Origin of the sequence: Oryzomicrobium sp. (assembly GCF_021287045.1) — a bacterium.
Lineage (GTDB): Bacteria > Pseudomonadota > Gammaproteobacteria > Burkholderiales > Rhodocyclaceae > Oryzomicrobium.
In genome coordinates this window covers 67528-90380 of sequence record NZ_JAJTBG010000004.1, presented here as the reverse complement: position 1 = coordinate 90380, position 22853 = coordinate 67528, and the positions used below count along the sequence as shown (strand labels likewise).

General features: G+C 66.6%; 20 protein-coding genes. 5 read left to right on the top strand and 15 right to left on the bottom strand.

The genetic code is table 11. The features are described from left to right. Positions 1 to 75 precede the first annotated feature (75 nt). Complete coding sequence (locus LWW89_RS05575; protein ID WP_293262430.1) at positions 76 to 927, top strand: diguanylate cyclase; 852 nt, start codon at positions 76 to 78, stop codon at positions 925 to 927. A gap of 40 nt (positions 928 to 967) precedes the next feature. On the opposite strand, the gene LWW89_RS05570 is transcribed toward LWW89_RS05575, so the two are convergent. The 5 genes from LWW89_RS05570 to zapE all read right to left on the bottom strand — a co-directional run bounded on the left by LWW89_RS05570 (position 968) and on the right by zapE (position 5709). Next, a complete protein-coding gene (locus LWW89_RS05570) occupies positions 968 to 1840 on the bottom strand; it encodes a secretin N-terminal domain-containing protein (protein ID WP_293262427.1) in 873 nt (290 codons plus the stop codon). A 148-nt stretch (positions 1841 to 1988) separates the two neighbouring features. Then, entirely contained in the window at positions 1989 to 3188 is a 1200-nt protein-coding gene (locus LWW89_RS05565) for an ATP-binding protein (RefSeq protein WP_293262424.1), read from the bottom strand. Then, positions 3185 to 3937: a response regulator gene (locus LWW89_RS05560; RefSeq protein WP_293262421.1), complete on the bottom strand. Its 753-nt coding sequence runs from the start codon at positions 3935 to 3937 to the stop codon at positions 3185 to 3187. The genes LWW89_RS05565 and LWW89_RS05560 overlap by 4 nt, the downstream gene beginning before the upstream one ends. 8 nt (positions 3938 to 3945) lie before the next feature. Next, positions 3946 to 4485 carry a Spy/CpxP family protein refolding chaperone gene (locus LWW89_RS05555; protein WP_293262418.1) on the bottom strand — a complete coding sequence of 180 codons (540 nt, stop codon included), beginning with the start codon at positions 4483 to 4485 and terminating at the stop codon, positions 3946 to 3948. 102 nt (positions 4486 to 4587) lie between these two features. Further along, the gene (gene zapE, locus LWW89_RS05550) at positions 4588 to 5709 is read right to left on the bottom strand and encodes a cell division protein ZapE (protein WP_293262415.1); all 1122 of its coding nucleotides are present in this window, start codon (positions 5707 to 5709) and stop codon (positions 4588 to 4590) included. Between the two features lie 221 nt (positions 5710 to 5930). On the opposite strand from zapE, the gene LWW89_RS05545 reads away from it, so the two are divergent. Beyond that, positions 5931 to 8378, top strand: coding sequence for a DUF3141 domain-containing protein (locus tag LWW89_RS05545; RefSeq protein WP_293262412.1), 2448 nt, complete (start codon positions 5931 to 5933; stop codon positions 8376 to 8378). Between the two features lie 132 nt (positions 8379 to 8510). Here the strand turns inward: LWW89_RS05545 and lpdA are convergent, their stop codons facing one another. The 10 genes from lpdA to LWW89_RS05495 all read right to left on the bottom strand — a co-directional run bounded on the left by lpdA (position 8511) and on the right by LWW89_RS05495 (position 20123). Then, positions 8511 to 9935 (bottom strand): dihydrolipoyl dehydrogenase, encoded by a 1425-nt coding sequence (gene lpdA / locus LWW89_RS05540; RefSeq protein WP_293262409.1) that lies wholly within the window; start codon positions 9933 to 9935, stop codon positions 8511 to 8513. A 108-nt stretch (positions 9936 to 10043) separates the two neighbouring features. Next, complete coding sequence (gene odhB, locus LWW89_RS05535) at positions 10044 to 11279, bottom strand: 2-oxoglutarate dehydrogenase complex dihydrolipoyllysine-residue succinyltransferase (RefSeq protein WP_293262406.1); 1236 nt, start codon at positions 11277 to 11279, stop codon at positions 10044 to 10046. Between the two features lie 39 nt (positions 11280 to 11318). After that, a complete protein-coding gene (locus tag LWW89_RS05530) occupies positions 11319 to 14138 on the bottom strand; it encodes a 2-oxoglutarate dehydrogenase E1 component (protein WP_293262403.1) in 2820 nt (939 codons plus the stop codon). A 139-nt stretch (positions 14139 to 14277) separates the two neighbouring features. Further along, positions 14278 to 15573 carry a citrate synthase gene (gene gltA / locus LWW89_RS05525; RefSeq protein ID WP_293262400.1) on the bottom strand — a complete coding sequence of 432 codons (1296 nt, stop codon included), beginning with the start codon at positions 15571 to 15573 and terminating at the stop codon, positions 14278 to 14280. 90 nt (positions 15574 to 15663) lie between these two features. Continuing rightward, positions 15664 to 15909: a succinate dehydrogenase assembly factor 2 gene (locus tag LWW89_RS05520; protein WP_293262397.1), complete on the bottom strand. Its 246-nt coding sequence runs from the start codon at positions 15907 to 15909 to the stop codon at positions 15664 to 15666. A 13-nt stretch (positions 15910 to 15922) separates the two neighbouring features. Then, on the bottom strand, positions 15923 to 16627 hold the full coding sequence (locus LWW89_RS05515) for a succinate dehydrogenase iron-sulfur subunit (protein WP_293262394.1): 705 nt from the start codon (positions 16625 to 16627) through the stop codon (positions 15923 to 15925). A 14-nt stretch (positions 16628 to 16641) separates the two neighbouring features. Further along, a complete protein-coding gene (gene sdhA, locus LWW89_RS05510; RefSeq protein WP_293262391.1) occupies positions 16642 to 18429 on the bottom strand; it encodes a succinate dehydrogenase flavoprotein subunit in 1788 nt (595 codons plus the stop codon). Continuing rightward, on the bottom strand, positions 18430 to 18777 hold the full coding sequence (sdhD, locus tag LWW89_RS05505) for a succinate dehydrogenase, hydrophobic membrane anchor protein (protein WP_293262388.1): 348 nt from the start codon (positions 18775 to 18777) through the stop codon (positions 18430 to 18432). Continuing rightward, positions 18771 to 19163, bottom strand: coding sequence for a succinate dehydrogenase, cytochrome b556 subunit (sdhC, locus tag LWW89_RS05500; RefSeq protein WP_293262385.1), 393 nt, complete (start codon positions 19161 to 19163; stop codon positions 18771 to 18773). Before sdhC ends, sdhD begins: the two co-directional genes overlap by 7 nt. A gap of 222 nt (positions 19164 to 19385) precedes the next feature. Next, the gene (locus LWW89_RS05495) at positions 19386 to 20123 is read right to left on the bottom strand and encodes a GntR family transcriptional regulator (RefSeq protein ID WP_293262382.1); all 738 of its coding nucleotides are present in this window, start codon (positions 20121 to 20123) and stop codon (positions 19386 to 19388) included. A 283-nt stretch (positions 20124 to 20406) separates the two neighbouring features. Between LWW89_RS05495 and LWW89_RS05490 the strand changes: the two genes are divergently transcribed. The 3 genes from LWW89_RS05490 to LWW89_RS05480 all read left to right on the top strand — a co-directional run bounded on the left by LWW89_RS05490 (position 20407) and on the right by LWW89_RS05480 (position 22790). After that, positions 20407 to 21402, top strand: a complete 996-nt coding sequence (locus LWW89_RS05490) for a malate dehydrogenase (protein ID WP_293262379.1) — start codon at positions 20407 to 20409, stop codon at positions 21400 to 21402. 142 nt (positions 21403 to 21544) lie between these two features. Then, positions 21545 to 21991 (top strand): DUF3617 family protein, encoded by a 447-nt coding sequence (locus LWW89_RS05485; protein WP_293262376.1) that lies wholly within the window; start codon positions 21545 to 21547, stop codon positions 21989 to 21991. 16 nt (positions 21992 to 22007) lie between these two features. Then, positions 22008 to 22790 carry a pseudouridine synthase gene (locus LWW89_RS05480; RefSeq protein ID WP_293262373.1) on the top strand — a complete coding sequence of 261 codons (783 nt, stop codon included), beginning with the start codon at positions 22008 to 22010 and terminating at the stop codon, positions 22788 to 22790. Positions 22791 to 22853 lie beyond the last annotated feature (63 nt).

Below are 22853 nucleotides of genomic sequence, written 5' to 3'. Positions count from 1 at the left end.
CCGCCCGGCCCTCGCTTGCCCCCCGCCGAGGCCGCTTCTACAGTGAATGGGTCATGGTTTTTTTCCTCCTTCGCCATGAGCGCCCCCTACAATCAAGCCTCGTTGCTGCACATCCACCGGGTCGGCGATTACTGCGCCCTCCTCGACATGCTTGGCGTGGGCGCCCTGCTGGTCGATCCGGCGGATGGCCGCCTCCTCCACGCCAACGGCACCGGCCTGGCCATCCTGGGCCGGTCGGCAGCCGAATTGATGTGGCCCCTGCCGGCGCCGGAATGGGCCCTGTTCGACGCCCAAGGGAATCCCCTGCCCGCCGAACGCAATCCGCTGGAAATCGTGCGCACCACGGGCCAGGCCACGGACGAAGAGTTCGCTCGCCTGGGCCCCGGGGAAATGGGCCGCTGGGTCCGCATCCGCGCCCTGCCGGTGCAAAGCCATGCCGGAGGGCTGGGCGGCATCCTGGTGGGACTGGTGGACATGTCGGTGGCCGACGTTTCGGCCCTTCTGGCCGAACGCATCCTCAATGGCGAGATTGCCCGGGCGCGGCGCTACGGCGGCGAATTTTGCCTGGGATTGCTGCGGCTGGAGACGTCGGATTCGCCCCTCGCCGCCAACGACCCGGGCACGGCCCCGGATGACGTGGCGCGGCGTTTGCGTGCGGAGCTACGCGGCGCGGACACGATGGCCTCCTGGGGCGACAATACTTTTCTGGTCCTGATGCCAGAACAGGCTCTCCAGGCCGGCAGCGGCAGCCTGGAACGGCTGCGCCGCAGCGCGGCGGCCCTGCCGGCCGAGAACGGGGCGATGGTTCTCACCGGTGGCATCACTGCGTTCTGGCCTGCCGATACCCGCGAAACGGTTCTGGCCCGGGCCGGCGACGCCCTGGAACAGGCCCGCCAGGCCGGCGGCAACAGAATTTGCGCCTGCTGATCCGGAAAACGGCGCAGCGCTGCCGGTCGGCAGCACGGGGTCAGGGCAGTTCCTCCACCTTCAGCCACAGGGTGCCGCCGCTGCTGGCCGCGCGGCTGCTCACCGTCCCATTGATCCGCCCCTGGGCGTTGCTTTCCTGAACACTGCCGCCCAGGGCGATCCATTCCCCGAGCCGGCCGGATACGGTGGTGCTCAGACGCTCGGCCTGGACGCTGCCCGGCCCGTAACTGCCGGGCCGACTGGCCTGGGGGCTGATGTCCAGGGTCACCCGGTCCCCCGCCAGGCGCGGCACGGCGTAAAAGCCCTGACCCAGGTCCTGCCAGACCACGCTCTGGGACACCACCGCGCCGCCCGGGCCGGCCACCACCTGAGTGAGCGGCAGGGGCACGGACTGGCCCGCCTGGATGAAGGCCTGCCCGCCTTCCACCACCTGCACCGTTTGCAAACTGCGCTCGCTGCGCCGCCCTTCCCCAGCCACCACCCCGGCGGTGACGCGGGACGCGCTACTGGCGGCACCCAGGCTGACGCTGGCCCCCTCAGCCAAGCGACGGGGCTCGCGGATCTTCACGGTGCCGTCGCCGAGCACCACCGTACCCGACACACCGGCCTCCTGACGCGCCTCGCTGTCCTGACGGTCGCGGCTGACCTGGATCACCAGACGGCGCAGGGGCCGGTCCAGGCTGGCCAGGAGGCGCTTGATCTCCTCCCGGTTGGCCCGGGAGGCCCGCAGGATGAGCTGGTTGTTGGCCCCCTGGAGTACGCCGCCGGGCTCGACGAAGGGGCGCAGCTGGGGCACCACCTCTTCGGGCAGACGGTGGCGGAGGGGAATGATCTCCACCTCCTGGGCCGACGCCGGCAGGGCGAGCGACCAGGCAACGGCCAGGGCAAGCAGGAAAACGGTCAGGCGACCCATGGGAACTCCGGCAGGCGGGCAGATGAAAGTGCCGGCCCCCTGGCCGGCATCCAGCCTATCTTGGCCCGCCGGACCGGCCGGGACAAGTGCCGACGGCGCGGGAAGCACCAGCCATCCCTGCCCTGCCCCACACCCGCCGCCGTGCCGCTCAAGCCAGCTGAGAACTCTCCGTCGTGTCTGCCGCTCCGGCCCGGGGCAGCTCCAGGCAGGCCGACAAGCCGCCTTCGGGGCGGTTGCGCAGGACCAGGTCGCCGCCTTGCTGGCGAGCCGTTTCCCGGGCGATGGAAAGGCCCAGCCCGACGCCGCCGGTGACCCGGCTGCGGGACGATTCGACGCGGAAGAACGGCTCGAACACCTGCTCCAGCAACGCCTCGGGAATGCCCGGGCCGTCATCCTGGATTTCGATGCGCACCTTGTCGCCGGCTTCGCCGAGCAGCACCCGGGCCTGGCCGCCGTAGCGGATGGCGTTCTCCAGCAGGTTGGCCAGGCAGCGGCGCAGGGCCACCGGCTGGGCCTGCACCGGACCGGCCTCGCCGCTGACGCTGGCCGGTTTACCCTGCTCCTGCAGGTCGTCCACCAGGGAATGGACCAGGGCTGTGACGTTGAGGCGTACCGGCGGCTCGCGCCGGGCGTCGTCGCGCAGGGTTTGCAGGGTGGCGTCGAGCATGGCGGCCATTTCCGTCATGTCGTGGCGCAGCTGGATTCGCAGGTCCGCGTCGGCGATGCGCTCGGCGCGCAGCTGCATGCGGGTCAGGGGGGTGCGCAGGTCGTGGGAGACCGCCGCCAGGAAACGGTTGCGCTCCGCCACCTGGCGGCGGATGCGCTGCTGCATGCGGTTGAAGGCGTCCGCCGACTGGCGCGCCTCCAGGGTGCCTTCCAGCGGCAGGGGTGGGCTTTCCAGGTTTTCCGCCAGGCGCGTGGCCGCCTCGCCCAGGCGCTGGATCGGCCGGGCCAGGGTGCGGGCGCCGAACCAGGCCCCCAGGGCCAGGGCGCCGATCTGGGCCAGCACCCCCAGCCAGTACCCCAGGTGGTGAATCGGCGGAAAGCCCGGCCGGGGCGGATGGCGGGCCGGAGGCTCGCGTCGCTCATGGGGCTGGAGCGTATCCGGCGGTGGAGCGTCCGGGCGGCCCGGCATCACCGGGGGCGGCCCGGGAACGCCGGCCAGGGGCGGCGGCTCCGGCGGACCTACAGGCGCCGGCCGGAACTGGTCGAACACGGAGAAGACCAGCAGCGAGAGCAGGATGTGGCTGATCAGGATGCCCGCCAGAAGAACGGCGAACAGCTGGCCGAACAGGGTCTGGGGCAGCCAGCGGCGGGCGGCCAGGCGGGCCCAGACCCGGCGGATCACCGGGTTTCCCCGACACCGCTGACGGCGCTGGCGAACAGGTAGCCTTCGCCACGCACGGTCATGATCAGGCGCGGGTCCCGGGGGTCCTCGCCGAGCTTCTGGCGCAGCCGGGAGACGAGCAGGTCGATGCTGCGGTCGAAGGCTTCCATGGTCCGTCCCCGAGCGGCGTCGAGCAGCTGGTCCCGGGACAGGACCCGCTTCGGCCGTTCGAGAAAGACCCAGAGCAGGCGGAATTCGGCATTGGACAGCGGCACCACCTCGCCGCCGGGGGACACCAGCTGGCGCAGCACCCGGTGCAGCCGCCAGCCGGAAAAGCCGATTTCCTCACCGCCGCCCTCCCCGACCGCTTCGGCCAGCCCCTTGGCGGCGGCGCCTTCGGGCGCAACCCGGCGCAGCACGGTGCGGATGCGGGCCACCAGTTCCCGGGGCTCGAAGGGCTTCACCACGTAGTCGTCGGCCCCCAGTTCAAGGCCGACGATGCGGTCGCTGGCCTCGCCCCGGGCGGTGAGCATCACCACCGGCAGGCGCAAGGTGTCGCGCAACTGGCGGCACAGGCTGAGGCCGTCCTCCCCGGGCAGCATGACGTCGAGCACCACCAGATCGAAGTCGTGCTCCGCCAGGGCCGCCCGCATCGCCGGGCCATCGCCCACCCCGAGGGGGTCCAGGTTGAACTGGGCCAGGTAGGCACAGAGCAGTTCACGAATCTGCTCGTCGTCGTCCACGATCAGGATACGGGCGGGGCTGGACATGGGCGTCCTCAACGAGCAGCGGGAGCCGGAGCGGCAGGTGCAGCCGGGGCGCCGTCGCCGGGACAGCGGGAACTGCGCTGTCCATGGCCACGCTCGGGGCCGCCCTTGCGGTCGAGCCGCTCGGCCATGAAGGTCTGGACCTGGCGCTTCTGGCCCGCGTCCAGGCTGTCATAGACCGCCAGCCACTGGTCGCGCAGGTCGCGCATGCGCTGCTGGGCTGCGGCCATCTCGTCGTCGTGGCGCTTGGCCAGGGCGTGCAGGTCGGCATCGCCCGCCGCCAGGGATTTCTTCAGTTCGGCACGGCGCGCGTGCATTTCCTCGTGCCGCTTGCGGCCTTCTTCCCGGGCCGTCTTGGCGGCGGCATCGGCCTTGGCCCAGAGGGCTTCCTGCTGGGGCGTCAGCTTGAGCTGATCGTGCAGCTTGGCGAACGGCGCCGCAAAAGGCGGCATGCCGTGATCGCCGTCGTGGGGCATGGCACCGGCGGCAGCACTGAGGGCCAGGGCGCCGATGGAAATGGCCAGGATGAGGGGACGGAGTGAGGTTTTCATGGGCGGCTCCTTGCGGAAACGGGTCAGGAGCCTGCAGGTTAAGGGCGAGACGTATCCCGCCCATATCCGAGTTGTATCGGTTTGTTACCTGTCCTTAGCCACTCAGCCATCGAGCAGATGCGGCAGGGCCAGGTATTCCTGGGAGCGCATTTCGGTAAGGCGGCTGACGGTGCGGAAGAATTCGCCGGAATGGGTGCCGGCGGTGTAGACCTGCTCCGGCTCACACGCGGCGGTGGCCACCAGCTTGACCCGGTGGTCGTAGAGCACGTCCACCAGCCAGGTGAAACGCCGCGCCTCGTTGGCCTGGGCCGGGGTCAGGCGGGGAATGCCGGAGAGCAGCACGGTGTGGTAGGCCCGGGCCAGTTCCAGATAATCGTTCTGGGAACGGGGGCCGCCGCACAGGACCTCGAAGTCGAACCAGATGACGCCATTGGCGCGACGCCGGGTGGGAATCTCCCGGCCCAGCACCTCGATCGCCCCGCCCTTCTTGCCCGGCTCGCCGGCCAGGGACTTGAAGGCATCGGCCAGCCGCTCCTCGGCGTCGGCATCGGCGGGCACGTGGAAAATGTCCACCTGGGTCAGGGCGCGCAGCCGGTAGTCGATGCCGGCCTCGACTTCCAGCACGTCGAGCCTGTCCTTGAGCAGGTCGATGGTGGGCAGGAAGTTGGCGCGCTGTAGGCCGTTGGGATAGAGGTTGTCCGGCGGGTAGTTGGAGGTCATCACCAGCACCACGCCCCGGGAGAAGAGCCCGGTGAGCAGGCGCCCCAGGATCATGGCGTCGGCGATGTCGGATACGTGGAATTCGTCGAAGCACAACAGCCGGGTGGCGGCGGCGATGCGGGCCGCCACCTTTTCCAGCGGGTCGGCCTCGCCCTTGAGGGTCTCCAGCTCCCGGTGCACCTTCTGCATGAAGGCGTGGAAGTGGATACGGCGCTTGCGCTGGTAAGGCACGGACTCGAAGAAGCAGTCCATCAGGAAGCTTTTGCCCCGACCCACCCCCCCCCAGAAATACACGCCCCGGGGCGCCGCCAGACGGGAATGGATCACCTTGCGCACCGCCGAGCGGCGCTTGGCCTTGAAGGTGAGCAGTTCGCTATAAAGCTGTTGCAGGCGCTCGGCGGCGGCCCGCTGGGCCGGATCGGCGCTGTAGCCCTTGGTGGCGAGGAGCTGCTCGTAACGGTCGAGCATGCCCCGTTCGGAAACCTGAAGAATTCGATGCGGCATGGCGTGCATTAGGCGGTAACGGCCTGCGGCGGGCGGGCGGCGCCTCGCTTCTGCGGCGGCAGGCGAAAGGGTCGATTTTAGTCGAAGCTCCCCGTCAGGCCCAACCTGCCGTCACGTTCTGAACGTTCTGCGACTTGCCAACTCCCCGCCCGGGGTTCTATGCTGCACTGCAACACAACAACTACACCCGACCGATCAACTTCTGTCGCGGAGGCCCCAGCATGTCCCCCACCGTCCCTTTCGCCGCCACCGTCACCAGCCTGCAACAGCTTGCCGCCACGGGCACCCGCACCCTGGCCGCCGCCCTGGAATACAGCCACGACCGCTGGCAGCGCCACATCCTCACCCTCGACGCGCTGCGCGAACGGGGCAACCAGTACCTGGCCCACGCCCGTTCGGGCAAGCCGCCGGTGCTGGTATTCGACTACGACATCGTGATGGACGGGCGCACCCTGCCCCAGCCGGCCAACTACGCCCTGGCACGCATCCATCCCCCCGCCGACTGCCCGGCCACCGACCCGGCCAAGCGCCCCTTCGTCGTCATCGACCCCCGGGCCGGCCACGGGCCGGGGATCGGCGGCTTCAAGATCGACAGCGAGATCGGCATCGCCCTGCGCCAGGGGCACCCCTGCTACTTCGTGATGTTCTTCCCCACGCCGGAACCGGGGCAGACCATCGAATGCGTGGCCCGGGCCGAGATCGCCTTCCTGCAAAAAGTTAACGCCCTGCACCCGGACGCCGAAGGCAAGCCCTTCGTCATCGGCAACTGCCAGGGCGGCTGGGCCCTGATGATGCTGGCGGCGGCGGCGCCCAACCTGGTGGGGCCGATCCTACTAGCCGGCTCCCCCGTCTCGTATTGGGCCGGGGTGCGCGGCAAGAACCCGATGCGCTATTCCGGTGGCCTGCTCGGCGGCACCTGGCTGGCCTCCCTGGCCGGCGACCTGGGCAACGGCCGCTTCGACGGCGCCTACCTGGTGAACAACTTCGAGCAGCTCAACCCGGCCAACACCTACTGGAGCAAGCTCTACAACCTGTTCGCCAAGGTGGATTCGGAGCGGGAGCGCTTCCTCGAATTCGAACGCTGGTGGGGCGGCCACTACCTGCTCAACAAGCAGGAGATGGAGTGGATCACCCAGAACCTGTTCGTCGGCAACCGGCTGAGCACCGGCCAGGTGGTCACCAGCGATGGCGGCACCCGTATCGATCTGCGCAACATCCGCTCGCCGATCATCGTCTTCGCCTCCTGGGGCGACAACATCACCCCGCCCCAGCAGGCGCTCAATTGGATTCCCGACCTCTACGAGAGCGTGGACGACATCCGCCTCAACGAGCAGACCATCGTCTATTGCCTGCACGAGCAGATCGGCCACCTGGGCATCTTCGTGTCCGCCACCGTGGCGCGCAAGCAGACCGACAAGCTGGTGGGCACCCTGGAACTAATCGACACCCTGCCCCCGGGGCTGTACGAGGCGATCATCGAGGACACCCATCCGGAAATGCCGGGCCGCGAATACGTCCAGGGCCGCTACCTGGTGCGCTTCGCCCCGCGCACCCTGGACGACATCCTGGCCCTGGACGACGGCCGGGACGACGAGGAAGCCTTCGAGGTGGTCAAGCGGGTCGCCGTGGCCAACCAGGGCCTCTACGACACCTTCGTCTCCCCGGTGGTGAAGAGCCTGAGCAACGAGATCACCGCCGAGGCCAGCCGCAATTTCAACCCGGCCCGGGCCGAGCGCTGGTGGTTCTCCGACGCCAACCCGCTGCTCTGGCCCCTGCGCCCCCTGGCCGGCCTGGTGCATCACCAGCGCCGCCCGGCAGCGGAGGACAACCCCTTCGTCGGCCTGGAAAAGCAGGTGTCGGCCCAGATCGAGGCCGCCTGGGACGCTTACCGGGACAGCCGGGATTCGCTCCAGGAAAAACTCTTCCAGTTGATCTACGAATCGCCGATGCTGAAGGCCCTGGTGGGCATGGGCTCCTACGCCAGCCGCCGCCCGGAGCAGGCCCACAGCTGGATGGAAGAGGAATTCCGCCGCCTCAAGCGCCACGCCCTGGAGGGCTCCTTCGAGCACGGCACGCCCCTGGAAGGGCTGGTGCGGGCCATCCTGTTCACCAAGCCCGACCTGGGCGGCTTCGACGAGCGGCCCTTCAACCTGCTGCGCGAACGCATCCACGAAGCCGGCCTGCCCGAGCTCCCCACCCTCGCCAATCTCAAGGCGGCGGTGAAGCGCCAGGCCTTCCTGGTCCTGCTCGACGAGGAACGGGCCCTGGCCGCCCTGCCCGGCCTGCTGCCGACCCGGGCGGACCGCCAGCGCGCCCTGTCCACCGCCTACACTCTGGCCGAGGCCCGGGGCGACCTGGGCAGCGACCAGGGCAACACCTTCCTGCGCCGCCTGGCCCGCCTGGCGGAGGTGCTGAACGAGCCCGTTCCCCTCCCCCCGGCCAAATCAGCCAAGCCCCAGCCAGCCATTGCCGCCGCCGATGCCCCGTCTGCCCGGCAGCGCCCGGCCGCCCGGCGCACGGTGAGCACCGTGGCCGGCGATGGCGGTACCGTCCCCGCGGCGGCAAAACCTCAGACAAAACCCAAAACCAGCGGCAACGGCCAGGCCGCTTCGGCCGGTAAAAAGGCTGTCCCCCGCCCGGCCAACCGGCGTAAAACCGCGGAAGGCTGATCCGGCCGGGGCTACGGACAGGAGGCGCAAGCCCCCCTCCCAAACGGACAACGGGCGGGTTCCCTAAGGAACCCGCCCGTTGTGCCTTGAGGCGCAAGACAGCCCCCGGCCTGGGCCGGGAGCCGGCCGTACTTAGAAGTGCAGCGGACGCTTGTCGCAGGCCAGGGCCGCTTCGTGCACCGCTTCCGACAGGGTCGGGTGGGCGTGGCAGATGCGGGCCAGGTCTTCGGAGGCGGCGCCGAACTCCATGGCCACCACGCCTTCCGAGATCAGCTCGGAGGCGTTGGCACCGATGATGTGCACCCCCAGGATGCGATCGGTCTGGGCGCAGGCCAGCATCTTGACGAAGCCGGTGGGGTCGCCCATGCCCAGGGCCCGGCCGTTGGCCAGGAACGGGATCTTGCCGACCTTGTAGGCCACGCCTTCGGCCTTGAGCTGCTGCTCGGTCTTGCCGACCCAGGCGATTTCCGGGCTGGTGTAGATGACCCAGGGCACGGTGTCGAAGTTGCAGTGGCCGGCCTGGCCCGCCATCAGCTCGGCGACCATCACACCCTCTTCCATGGCCTTGTGGGCCAGCATCGGGCCGCGCACCACGTCGCCCACGGCCCAGATGCCGGCAACGCCGGTCTGGCAGTGGCCGTCCACCTGGACGAAGCCGCGCTCGTCGAGCTTAACGCCCACCTTGTCGGCGTTCAGGCCGTCGGTGTTGGGAACGCGGCCGACGGAGACGATCAGGCGGTCGGCATCGAGCTTCTGGGCCTTACCGTCCTTGTCGGTGTAGGCGATGGACACGCCCTTCTTGGTGACTTTGACATCACCGATCTTGACGCCCAGGTTGATGTTCAGGCCCTGCTTGGTGAACACCTTGAGGGCTTCCTTGGCCACGTCCTGGTCGGCGGCGGCGAGGAAGTCGGGCATGGCTTCGAGGACGGTCACCTCGGAACCCAGGCGGCGCCACACGGAGCCCATTTCCAGGCCGATCACGCCGGCGCCGATGATGGCCAGCTTCTTCGGCACGCCGTCGATTTCCAGGGCGCCGATGTTGTCGCAGACGATCTTGTTGTCCACCGGGATGGTGGGCAGGTGGCGGGCCTTGGAGCCGGTAGCGATGATGACCTGCTTGGCCTCGACCACTTCGTCGCCCACCTTGACCTGCCAACCGGCTGCGCCCTGGCCGACGAAGCTGCCGTGGCCGTTGAGCTGGGTGACCTTGTTCTTCTTGAACAGGCCCTTGATGCCGGAGGTGAGTTGGGTCACCACCTGGGACTTGCGGCCCATCATCTTGGCCACGTCGATCTTCGGCGTGCCGACGGAGATGCCCTGGTCGGCGAAGGAATGACCGGCTTCCTCGAACAGGTGGGAGGTGTGCAGCAGGGCCTTGGAGGGGATGCAGCCCACGTTCAGGCAGGTGCCGCCGAGGCGGGGCTCGCCCTTGGGATCGGCGTAGGGATTGGATTCGCAGCAGGCCACGGAAAAGCCCAGCTGGGCGGCGCGGATGGCAGCCACGTAGCCGCCGGGGCCGCCGCCGATGACGAGAACGTCGAATTGTTTGGACATGTGAGGTACCTCGTGATGCGCCGAGACCGCCGGCGCCCGGAGTCAGAGCTTGGTTTCTCTGGCCCGGGCCCCTGCGGTCTCTGCGTTGATGCGGTTGAAGGCCGGGGCTTAGACGCCGAGCAGCAGGCGAGCCGGATCTTCCAGGGCTTCCTTCATGGCCACCAGGCCCAGCACGGCTTCACGGCCGTCGATGATGCGGTGGTCGTAGGACATGGCCAGGTAGTTGATCGGGCGGACCACCACTTGACCGTTCTCGACCACGGCGCGGTCCTTGGTGGCGTGAATGCCGAGGATCGCGGACTGGGGCGGGTTGATGATCGGGGTGGACAGCATGGAACCGAACACGCCGCCGTTGGAGATGGAGAAGGTGCCGCCGGACAGCTCTTCGATGGTGAGCTTGCCGTCCTTGGCCTTAGCGCCGAACTCGGCGATCTTCTTCTCGATGTCGGCGATGGACATCTGGTCCGCATCACGCAGGATGGGCACCACCAGACCGCGGGGGGAGCCCACGGCGATACCGATGTCGATGTAGCCGTGATAGACGATGTCGTTGCCGTCCACCGAGGCGTTCAGGATCGGGTACTTCTGCAGGGCGGCCACGGCCGCCTTGACGAAGAAGCCCATAAAGCCCAGACGCACGCCGTGCGCCTTCTCGAACTTCTCGCCGTACTGCTTGCGCAGGGCCATCACGGGCGCCATGTTCACCTCGTTGAAGGTGGTCAGGATGGCGTTCTCGTTCTTGGACTGCAGCAGGCGCTCGGCGATGCGGGCGCGCAGGCGGGTCATCGGCACGCGCTGTTCCGGGCGGTCGCCCAGATTCACGGCCACCGGCGGGGTCGGCAGCACCGGCTTGACGGCGGCATTGACCACCGGGCCGGCGGCAGGCTTGGCCTGGGCGGCCAGGGCATCTTCCTTGGTGACGCGACCACCGCGGCCGCTGCCGGCCACGTCGCCGGCGGCGATGCCCTTTTCGTCCAGAATCTTGCGCGCGGCGGGCATGGCCACGCCAGCAGCGGCAGGCGCTGCAGCGGGGGCGGCCACCGCCGGAGCGGCCTTGGCGGCAGGGGCCTCGGCCTTGGCGGCGGGCGCAGCAGCACCGGCCTTGGCTTCGGTGTCGATCTGGGCGATCACTTCACCGGAAACGACGGTGTCGCCGTTGCCCTTGATCAGCTTCACGATCACGCCGGAGTCGGGAGCGGGCAGCTCGAGCACGACCTTGTCGGTTTCGATGTCGATCAGGTTCTCGTCGCGGGAGACCGCTTCGCCTTCCTTCTTGTGCCAGGAAACCAGGGTCGCTTCGGAAACGGATTCCGAGAGTTGCGGAACTTTGACGTCAATGATCATTTTATTCTCCGTGTCATCCCGTATGGGTGCTGTCGCTTCTTACTTGAGTTTGCCGAGAGCGGCGTCGATCACGGCCTTCTGCTGCTCGTTGTGCTTGGCCAGGTAGCCGACGGCGGGGGCCGCGGCAGCCGGGCGGGCAGCCAGGTACAGCGATTGGCCGGTCTGCAGGCCGCGCTCGAAGTGATGCAGGGTGGCGTACCAGGCCCCCTGGTTGGTCGGCTCTTCCTGGCACCACACCACTTCCTTGGCCTTCGGGTACTTCTTCAGCTCGGCCGCGTACTGGGCGTCGGGGAACGGGTAGAGCTGTTCCACGCGGATCAGGGCGATGTTGTTCAGCTTGCGCTCGCGGCGGGCGGCCAGCAGCTCGTAGTAGATCTTGCCGGAGCAGGCCACCACGCGGGTCACCTTCTTCGGGTCGATGCTGGCATCGGTTTCGCCGATCAGCGGCTGGAACTTGCCCTTGGACAGCTCGGCCAGGGTGGAAACGGCTTCCTTGTGGCGCAGCAGGGACTTGGGCGACATCACCACCAGCGGCTTGCGCTGCTTGCGCACCATCTGCCGACGCAGCAGGTGGAAGATCTGGGCCGGGTTGGAGGGCACGCAGACTTCCCAGTTCTGCTCGGCGGAGAGCTGCAGGTAGCGTTCCAGACGGGCGGAGGAGTGCTCGGGGCCCTGACCTTCGTAGCCGTGAGGCAGGAGCATCACCAAGCCGCACAGGCGGCCCCACTTGGCTTCGCCGGAGCACAGGAACTGGTCGATCACCACCTGGGCGCCGTTGGCGAAGTCGCCGAACTGGCCTTCCCAGACCACCAGTTCGTTGGGCTCGGCGGTAGCGTAGCCGTATTCGAAGGCCAGCACGGCCTCTTCGGACAGCACCGAGTCGAAGCACTGGAAGTAGCCCTGCTTCTCTTGCAGGTGAGCCAGGGGCAGGTAGATGCCGGCGTCCCAGCGCTCCCGGTTCTGGTCGTGGAACACGGCATGGCGGTGGAAGAAGGTGCCGCGGCCGACGTCCTCGCCGGACAGACGCACGCCGAAGCCCTGGGCCAGCAGGGTGGCGTAGGCCAGGTTCTCGCCCATGCCCCAGTCCACCGGCAGCTTGCCTTCGCCCATGGAGCGGCGGTCTTCGACGATCTTCTGCACGCGGGAGTGCAGGGTGAAGTTGGCCGGGATGGTGGTGAGGGCCTTGGCCAGACGCTTGAGTTCGGTCTGGGGCACCGAGGTGTCGGCGTTTTCCAGGTACTTCTTGGTCTGGTACGGGGTCCAGTCGTTGGCGAACTCACGCTTGAAGTTGGCCAGCACCGGGTTGTGCACCAGGCGGCCGTCGTCCAGGGCGGCGCGGTAGTCCTTGATCATCTGGTCGGCCTGACCCTCGGCGATGACGCCCTGGGTCTGCAGCTTCTCGGCGTACAGCTTGCGGGTGCCGGGGTGCGCCTGAACCTTCTTGTACATCAGGGGCTGGGTCACCATCGGCTCGTCCTGCTCGTTGTGGCCGAGCTTGCGGAAGCAGATGATGTCGATGACCACGTCCTTCTTGAATTCCTGACGGAATTCCAGGGCCAGCTGGGTCACCAGGGCCACGGCTTCGGGGTCGTCGCCATTGACGTGGAAGATGGGGGATTCGACCATCTTGAACACGTCGGTGCAGTACAGGGAGGAGCGCAGGTCGCGGGGATCGGAGGTGGTAAAGCCGATCTGGTTGTTCACGATGATGTGCACCGTGCCGCCCGTGCCGTAACCGCGGGTCTGGGAGAAGTTGAGCATCTCCTGGTTCACGCCCTGGCCGGCCACGGCGGCATCGCCGTGAATCAGCACCGGCACGACCTTGGCCTTGCCTTCGGCGCCGCGGCGGCGCTGGCGGGCATAGACGGAGCCCTCGACCACCGGGTTCACGATTTCCAGGTGGGACGGGTTGAAGGCCAGGGTCAGGTGGACCGGGCCGCCCGGGGTGCCCACGTCGGACGAGAAGCCGTTGTGGTACTTCACGTCGCCGGAAGAGAGATCGGAGGCCTTCTTGCCTTCGAACTCGGCGAAGAGCATGGAAGGAGCCTTGCCCAGGGTGTTCACCAGCACGTTGAGGCGGCCGCGGTGGGCCATGCCGATGACGATTTCCTCGACACCCTTGGAACCGCCCACGTTGAGCAGCTCGTCCATAGCCACGATCAGGCTGTCGCCGCCTTCCAGGGAGAAGCGCTTCTGGCCGACGTAGCGGGTGTGCAGATAGCGTTCCAGGGTCTCGGCCGCGGTCAGGCGCTCCAGAAAGCGCTTCTTGTCCTCGGCGGAATACTTGCCCTTGCCGCGGATCGGCTCCAGACGCGCCTGAATCCAGCGCTTTTCCTGGGTGGCGGTGAGGTGCATGTACTCGACGCCGACGGAGGAGCAGTAGGTCTCCTTGGCCGCATCGAGAATGTCCTTCAGGGTGGCCTGGTCACCCACGGCGGCGAAGGAGCCGCTGTTGAAGGTCTGGTTCAGGTCGCCCTCGGTGAAGCCGTGGTAGGCCGGCTCCAATTCCGGGGTTTCGGGACGGTCGTGGCGCTTGAGCGGATCGAGCTGGGCCCAGCGGTTGCCGAGGAAGCGGTAGGCGTTGATCAGTTGCAGCGCGGCAACCTGCTTCTTGTCGTCCGCCTGGGCGGTCGCAGGGCGCTGGTAGCTCTGCTTGGCCAGTTCGGCGAAGGCGGCCACCACCGGCGCGTGGGGCACGTCGCGGGTGGCGAACCCGGGCATCTGCACCAGCTTGTCGAAGTAGTCGCGCCACTCGTCGGGCACGGAACCCGGATTCTCCAGGTAGTTTTCGTAGAGTTCCTCAACGAACGGCGCGTTGCCGCCGAAGAGGTAGGAATTGCCAAACATCTCCATCATCATGGCGATCACCTTGGTGTGCGTCTGTCTTGCTTGAGTGTTGCTTGCCTGTCCCGGACATCCATCCTCGCGGCGACACGCCACGGGGGATACTGGGCAGTATGTTGTGAAAAAGGGGCGACGGGCGCCCCTTTCCCTTTACTTATGCACGCTTATCCAGCGGCACGACGTCGCGCTTGGCGGCGCCGACGTACAGTTGGCGCGGCCGGCCGATCTTGTACTCGGGGTCCGTGATCATCTCTTCCCACTGGGTCATCCAGCCCACGGTGCGGGCCAGGGCGAAGATGCAGGTGAACATGGAGGTCGGGATGCCGAGGGCCTTCTGCACGATGCCGGAGTAGAAGTCCACGTTCGGGTAGAGCTTCTTCTCGACGAAGTACGGATCTTCCAGGGCGATCTTTTCCAGCTCCATAGCCAGCTTGAACAGGCGGTCGTTCTCCAGGCCGAGTTCCTTCAGAACATCGTTGCACACCTTGCGCATCAGCTTCGCGCGCGGGTCGAAGTTCTTGTACACGCGGTGGCCGAAGCCCATCAGCTTGAAGGAATCGTTCTTGTCCTTGGCGCGGGCGATGAACTCGGGCACGCGGGACACGTCACCGATCTCTTCCAGCATGTTCAGGCAGGCCTCGTTGGCGCCACCGTGGGCCGGGCCCCACAGGCAGGCGATGCCGGCGGCGATACAGGCGAAGGGGTTGGCGCCGGAGGAGCCGGCCAGACGCACCGTGGAGGTGGAGGCGTTCTGCTCGTGGTCGGCGTGCAGGGTGAAGATGATGTCCAGGGCGCGGACCAGCACGGGGTTCGGCTTGTACTCTTCGCAGGGGGTGCCGAACATCATGTGCATGAAGTTGGCGGTGTACCCCAGGTCGTTGCGCGGGTACATGAAAGGCTGCCCGGTGTTGTACTTGTACGCCATGGCCACGATGGTGGGCAGCTTGGCGATCAGGCGGTTGAAGCTGATGTTGCGGTGCTCGGCGTCGGAGAAGTCCGCAGCGTCGTGGTAGAAGGCGGACAGGGCACCGACCACGCCGACCATCACGGCCATCGGGTGGGCGTCGCGGCGGAAGCCGCTGTAGAACTTGGCCAGTTGCTCGTGCACCATCGTGTGCTGCTTGATGGTCTCTTCGAAGGATTCTTTTTGCTTCTTGTTGGGCAGTTCGCCGTTCTTCAGCAGGTAGGCGACTTCCAGGAAGTTGCACTGCTCGGCCAGTTGCTCGATGGGAAAGCCACGGTACAGCAGTTCGCCCTTGTCACCGTCGATGTAGGTGATCGTGGACTTGCAGCTGGCGGTGGAAAGGAAACCGGAGTCGTAGGTGAACAGCCCGGTTTTGCCACCGAGGGTGCGAATGTCGATCGTGTCGTTGCCGTGGGTCGGCGACATGATGGGGAATTCGACCGGGTCCTTGCCTTCGATCGTGAGAATAGCCTTGCGTTCGCTCATGTTTCTGTCCCTGTTAGGAAGTCTGCACTGCACCCTGCGAAGGAGCCAGCGCCTTGCCTAGGCGCGGCGCCGGCCTCTTCCGCCTGATCCCTACTTGCGCAACATGGCCAGTACTTCGGCCTCTTGCGGTGTTGCCGGCTCCAGGGTGCCGTTGATCAGCCCCCAGAGCTCGTGATCGTCCATGTCTGCCAGCTCCACGAACACCTGGACCTGCTCGTCGTTCAGGCTGGAGAACTTCTCGTCGAGAAATTTTTCCAGCGTGATGTCCACTTCGAGCAGGCCCCGGCGCACGCAACGCCAGCGCAGGCGATTCAGTTCCTCTTGCGTAAGACTCACGGAATTTGTCCGATCAGACCGCGCGGCGAACCATCATGTCCTTGATCTTGCCGATGGCCTTGGTCGGGTTGAGACCCTTCGGGCAGACATCGACGCAGTTCATGATGGAGTGGCAACGGAACAGGCGGTACGGGTCTTCGAGGTTGTCGAGACGCTCGTTGGTCGCCTGGTCGCGGGTATCGGCCAGGAAGCGGTAGGCTGCCAGCAGGCCGGCGGGGCCGACGAACTTGTCCGGGTTCCACCAGAAGGACGGGCAGGAGGTCGAGCAGCAGGCGCATAGGATGCACTCGTACAGCCCGTTGAGCTCTTCCCGATCTTCGGGGGATTGCAGCCGCTCGCGTTCCGGTGCCGGATCGTTGTTGATCAGGTACGGCTTGATCGAGTGGTACTGCTTGAAGAACTGGGTCATGTCCACGATCAGGTCGCGCACCACCGGCAGGCCCGGCAGCGGACGCAGCACGATCGGCTGGGCCAGGCTGTCCATGTCGGTCAGGCAGGCCAGGCCGTTCTTGCCGTTGATGTTCATGGCGTCGGACCCACACACGCCTTCGCGGCAGGAGCGGCGGAATGCCAGGGAATCATCCTTGGCCTTCAGCTTGACCATGGCGTCCAGCAGCTTGCGGTCGATGGGCTCCAGCTCGACCGAAATATCCTGCATGTACGGCTTGTCGTCCTTGTCCGGATCGTAGCGGTAGATAGAAAACTTCACGGTAGCCATTTATCTGGAACTCCTTAGTAGGCGCGCTTCTTCAGGGCGATCGTCTCGACCGTCAGGGGCTTCATGTTCACCGGCTTGTAGTCGAGACGGTTGCCGTCGCGGAACCACAGGGTGTGCTTGAGCCATTCCTGGTCGTTGCGGCCATCGGGATGCTCGGGAGTATCCACCGCATCGTCGCGCACGTGGGCGCCACGGGATTCGGTACGGCCGTTGGCGGACACCATGGTGGCCTTGGCCACTTCGATGAGGTTCTCCAGCTCCAGCGCTTCGGTGCGGGCGGTGTTCCAGACCTGGGACTTGTCCTTGATCTCGGTGCGCTTCACGCGCTCTTCGACCTGGGAAATCATCTCCACGCCCTCGGCCAGCAGGTTCTTGAAGCGGAACACGCCGGCGTGGCCCTGCATGGTGCGCTGCATGGCCAGACGAACTTCATGCACGTTCTCGCCGGACTTCTGGCCGTCGAGGCGGGCGATACGGGCCAGGGACAGGTCGGCGGCGTCCTTGGGCAGCTCGCGGTGCGAGGCGGGCATGGCCTTGATGTCGTCGACCATGGTCTCGCCGGAGGACTTGCCGAACACCAGCAGGTCGAGCAGGGAGTTGGTGCCGAGGCGGTTGGCGCCGTGCACCGAGGCGCAGGCGCATTCGCCGGCGGCGTAGAAGCCCATCACGGGGACGTTGTAGTCGCCGCCCTGGGGGATCACGACGCGACCCGAGTAGTTGGTGGGGATACCGCCCATCTGGTAGTGACAGGTCGGCACCACCGGGATCGGGGTCTTGATCGGATCCACGCCGGCGAACTGGATGGCGATTTCACGAATGCCAGGCAGGCGCTTCATGATGGTGGCCGGTTCCAGGTGGGTGATGTCGAGCAGCACGTAGTCCTTGTTGGGACCACAGCCGCGGCCTTCCTTGATCTCGGTGGCCATGGCGCGGGACACCACGTCGCGGGACGCCAGGTCCTTGGCGTTCGGGGCGTAGCGCTCCATGAAGCGCTCGCCGGAGGAGTTGCGCAGGATGCCGCCTTCGCCGCGCACCCCTTCGGTGATCAGCACGCCGGCACCGGCCACGCCGGTCGGGTGGAACTGCCAGAACTCCATGTCCTCGAGCGGGATGCCGGCGCGGGCCGCCATGCCGAGGCCGTCACCGGTGTTGATGAAGGCGTTGGTGGAGCTGTGGAAGATGCGGCCGGCGCCGCCGGTGGCGAACAGGGTGGCCTTGGCGTGGAAGATGTGGATCTCGCCGGTTTCCATCTCCATGGCGGTCACACCCAGCACGGTGCCGTCCACGTCGCGGATCAGGTCCAGGGCCATCCATTCCACGAAGAACTGGGTATTGGCCTTGACGTTGCGCTGGTACATGGCGTGCAGCATGGCGTGACCGGTACGGTCGGCCGCGGCGCAGGAACGGCGCACGGGGCGCTCGCCGAAGTTGGACATGTGGCCGCCGAAGGGGCGCTGGTAGATCTTACCGTTGTCCAGACGGTCGAAGGGCATGCCGTAGTGTTCGAGCTCGACCACCACTTCATTGGCCTTGCGGCACATGAATTCGATGGCGTCCTGGTCGCCCAGCCAGTCCGACCCCTTGACGGTGTCGTACATGTGCCAGTGCCAGTGATCTTCCTCGGAGTTGCCGAGGGAGGCTGCCACGCCGCCCTGGGCGGCCACGGTGTGGGAACGGGTCGGGAAGACCTTGGACAGCACAGCGGTCTTGAGACCGGCTTCGGACAGCTGGATGGCGGCGCGCAGACCGGCGCCGCCGGCGCCGACGATCACCGCATCGTACTTATGAACGGGAATATTCACTTACAGTCTCCACAGAATCTGGGCGGCCCAGCCGGCATAGCCAACCAGGGCGGCGATCACGACAACCATCAGGCCGAGGCGCAGGCCGGTGGGCTTGATGTAGTCCATGAAGATGTCGCGCACGCCGATCCAGGCGTGGTAGAAGAGGGAAAGCAGCGCCAGGAAGGTGGCGAATTTCATGAAGCCGGAGGCGAACAGGCCGTGCCAGGCTTCATAGGTGCTGCCGCCGTTGGCGACGACCGCCGCCAGCAGGATGACGGTGTAGACGGCCATGATGACCGCGGTGGCGCGCTGGGCGATCCAGTCACGCAGGCCGTAGCCGGCCCCGACAACAATACGATTTACCACAGCAGCAGCCCCCCCAGGATGACCGTCGCCAGCAGGCTGACGGCAAAGGAAATCTTGGCGGTCATGCGGGCGGCTTCTTTTTCGATGCCGATATGACCGTCGAGCAGCAGGTAACGGATACCGGCGCAGAAGTGATGGCAGTAGGCCCACAGCAGGCCGAGCAGGATGACCTTGACAACGATGTTGCCGGCCAGCCCCTTCACCATGGCGAAGGACTCGGGCGAAGCCAGGCTGCTCTGGAGCAGCCACAGCAGCACCGGCAGGAACAGGAACAGGCCTGCGCCGCTGACGCGGTGGAGAATCGACAGGACAGCCGGCAAAGGCTGCTTGATCGTCAGGAGGTCCAAGTTCTTTGGACGTTTCTTCTTCATGGTGAGCTCAGCCATGTATCTTCATCCCTCAAACTAAGTGCGGCCGAATCTTGAAGCCCCGGAACATCCGGCACTTCCGGGTCAGACCGCCCGACCCGCTTACTGCGCTACTGCTACTTCTTGTTGCAGACTCCCCGCTGAAACAGCGGACCCCGCCCGCCCCTTCCGGGCCGGGCAAGCTGAAAATTATATCCTTCCCCGAAAACCTCTGTCCTGACGGCTAGCCATCACACCCGCTCAGCTCAGTTCATTGAGATAGACGTGCTTCTGGGTCGAGTAGAAACCGCGCCGCCATTCCACCGGCTTGTTGCCATAGGTATAGGTAACGCGCTCGACCAGCAGCAAGGGGCTGCCCTCCGGCACCTGGAGCCGCTCCGCCACGCCGCGCTCGGCGGCGACGGCGCGAATGCGCTCCTCGGCGCGCAGCATGCGCACGCCGTAGCGGGACTCGAACAGGCTGTAGAGGGATTTGTCGCTGGACTTGAGTACGTCCAGGGTAAGATCGGGGAACAGTTCGCCCGGCAGATAAATTTCATCCACCACCACCGGCTCGCCCTCGAAGCGCAGCAGGCGGTGCACGATGGTGACCGGCGCGCCATGCTCCAGGTCGAGCACCCGGGCGGCGTCGACGCCGGCCTTGACGCGGATGCAGTCGAGAGGCTCGCTGTCGTGAGGCTGCAAGCCACCGTCGATGGGCACCAGGCGAAGGAAACGGAAGAAAGCGCGAGGATCGGCGTGGGTGGCAACGAAAGTGCCCTTGCCCTGGCGCCGGATCAGGAGGTTTTCGGCGGCCATCTCGTCGATGGCCTTGCGCACGGTCCCCTGGCTGACATTGAAGCGGGCCGCCAGTTCGGTTTCACTGGGGATGGCATCGCCCGGCTGCCATTCTCCGGCCTCCAGGCTCTTCATCATCAGCTCCTTGATCTGCCGGTAGAGCGGCGAGAAGGTCGGAGACGCGGTGGGCGTACGATTCATGGGCGGGTATTTGAACATAAATTGTCGGGAACGTCTATTCTAAAACTTTATTCTTACATCTTATATAAGACATATGATAGGTCATTGACTTATCAGCACTTAATTCCTAATATCCCCCTGCTCACAAACCCCGACCGCCCATGGGTCGACGGGCGACGCCAGGAAGGGCACAATTGCCCTCCCCCATGCCCCGCCCGCGCCCTCAGCAACACGCCTGCCGGCCAGGGATGCAGCAATCGCCACGCAGCACTTTTTTATAGACAGCCTTAACAGGAGTCGCACCATGTCCAAAGCCCCCGTTCGCGTCGCCGTCACTGGCGCCGCCGGCCAGATCGGCTACAGCCTGCTGTTCCGCATCGCCAGCGGCGAAATGCTCGGTAAGGACCAACCCGTCATTCTTCAACTCCTCGACCTGCCCCAGGCCCAGAAGGCCGTCCAGGGCGTGATCATGGAATTGGAAGACTGTGCCTTCCCGCTGCTCGCCGGTGTGGTCGCCACCGACGATCCGAACGTGGCCTTCAAGGACGCCGACTACTGCCTGCTGGTGGGCGCTCGCCCCCGCGGCCCCGGCATGGAGCGCGCCGATCTGCTGACCGCCAACGGTGCCATCTTCACCGTCCAGGGCAAGGCCATCGCCGAGAACGCCAACGAGAACGTGAAGGTCCTGGTGGTGGGCAACCCCTGCAACACCAACGCCTACATCGCCCGCGCCGCCGCCATCAAGGTCGGCCGCACCAACCCGAACAACTACCACGGCATGCTGCGCCTGGACCACAACCGCGCCCTGTCCCAGCTGTCCGCCAAGACCGGCCGCCCGGTGTCCTCCTTCAAGCAGATGGTGGTCTGGGGCAACCACTCCCCCACCATGTACGCCGACTACCGTTTCGCCACCTCCAACGGCGATAACGTCAAGGCCCTGGTGAACGACGCTGTCTGGAACAACGACGTGTTCCTGCCCACCGTCGGCAAGCGCGGCGCCGCCATCATCGACGCCCGCGGCCTGTCCTCCGCCGCCTCCGCCGCCAACGCCGCCATCGACCACATGCACGACTGGGCCCTCGGCTCCGAAGACTGGGTCACCATGGGCGTACCCGCTCCCGCCGGCAACAGCTACGGTATCCCCGAAGGCGTGGTGTTCGGCTTCCCCTGCGAGTGCAAGGGCGGTTCCTTCAAGGTCATCGACGGCCTGGAAATCGACGCCTACTCCAAGGAAAAGATCCAGAAGACCCTCGACGAGCTCGAAGGCGAGCGCGCCGCCGTGGCCGACATGCTCAAGTAAGACTGCCTGTCGCCGCATGAAAAGCCGCCGGTTTTCCGGCGGCTTTTTTGTTGTCGGCCGCACCAGGCAGCAGCCACGCCGAGCGTACAATGCCGCCTCACCCCGGCCCCACCGATCCGACCTCCCACCAGCGGAGACCGCCATGCCCCTCGCCCGCCGCATCGTTTCCCTTGCCTGCCTCACCATGCTCCTGCTGGCGCCGCCCGCCATCGCCGGGACGGCCGAGCCGAATGTGCAGCCTGGGTTATGGGAATTCAACGTCGAGATGACCATGCCCGGCGCTCCAGGCCACCTGCCGGCCCAGACCTTTCAGCGCTGCCTGAGCGCCAAGGACATCGCCGAGCATCGGCACCTCGCACCTGGCGACGCCAAGAATCCCTGCAAAGTGAGCAACGCCCGCAACGGCGCCGGCACTTTTTCTTACGACATGGCGTGCACCAGCGGCGGCCAGGCCATGGCCGGCTCAGCCTCTGGCACGTTCAGCGCCGACCGGTTCGAGCTGGAAAGCCGCATGCGCTTCACTCCGGCCATCCAGGGCATGGGCGAGATCCAGCAGCACCTGAGCGGCCGCCGCCTGGGCGGTTGCTGAACATAGCCGCAGACCGATGCGCCTGACCATCCTCCACCAGGACGAGCACCTGGTCGCCATCGACAAACCCCCCGGCCTGCTCACCCACCGCAGCTTCCTCGATTTCCACGAGACCCGCTTCGCCGTCCAATTGCTGCGCGACCAACTCGGCCGCAAGGTCTGGCCGGTGCACCGCCTGGACAAAGGCACCTCGGGGATCCTGCTGTTCGCTTTCTCCCCCGAGGACTGCCGCGCCCTGGGCGAGGCCTTCGCCCGCCAGGACGTGGAAAAGACCTACTTGGCGGTGGTGCGCGGCCATCCGGAGGAATCCGGCGAAATCGACCATCCCCTCAGTCGCCAGGACGACGGCGACGACGGCCCGCCCGAACTGGGGCGCAACGCCGAGCACGGCCAGGCCGCCAGCGCCAGCCAGGACGCCGTCACCCGCTATCGGCGGCTGGCAGCCATCGAGCTGCCCATCGCGGTGGACCGCTACCCCACCAGCCGTTACGCCCTGGTGGCCCTCGCCCCTCTCACCGGTCGGCGGCACCAGCTGCGCCGGCACATGAAGCACATCGCCCACCCGATCATCGGCGATTCCCGCTACGGCAAAGGCCGACACAACCGCATGATCCAGGAACACTTCGGCGCCCACCGCCTGCTCCTGCACTGCGTCGAAACCCGCTTCATCCACCCATTCAGCGGCCATCCCCTGGTCCTGCGCGCCCCCCTTTCCGGCGATTTTGCCGCCCTGGTGGCACGCTGGGGCTGGAACGACGCCCTGCCCGAAGCCTGGCACCCTCCCCGCACCGAGGGCTGACGCCGCTGCAACTTCCCCACCGCCGGCGACGTCTTAGGGTTTTTGGGAAGGCACTCGGCGCCC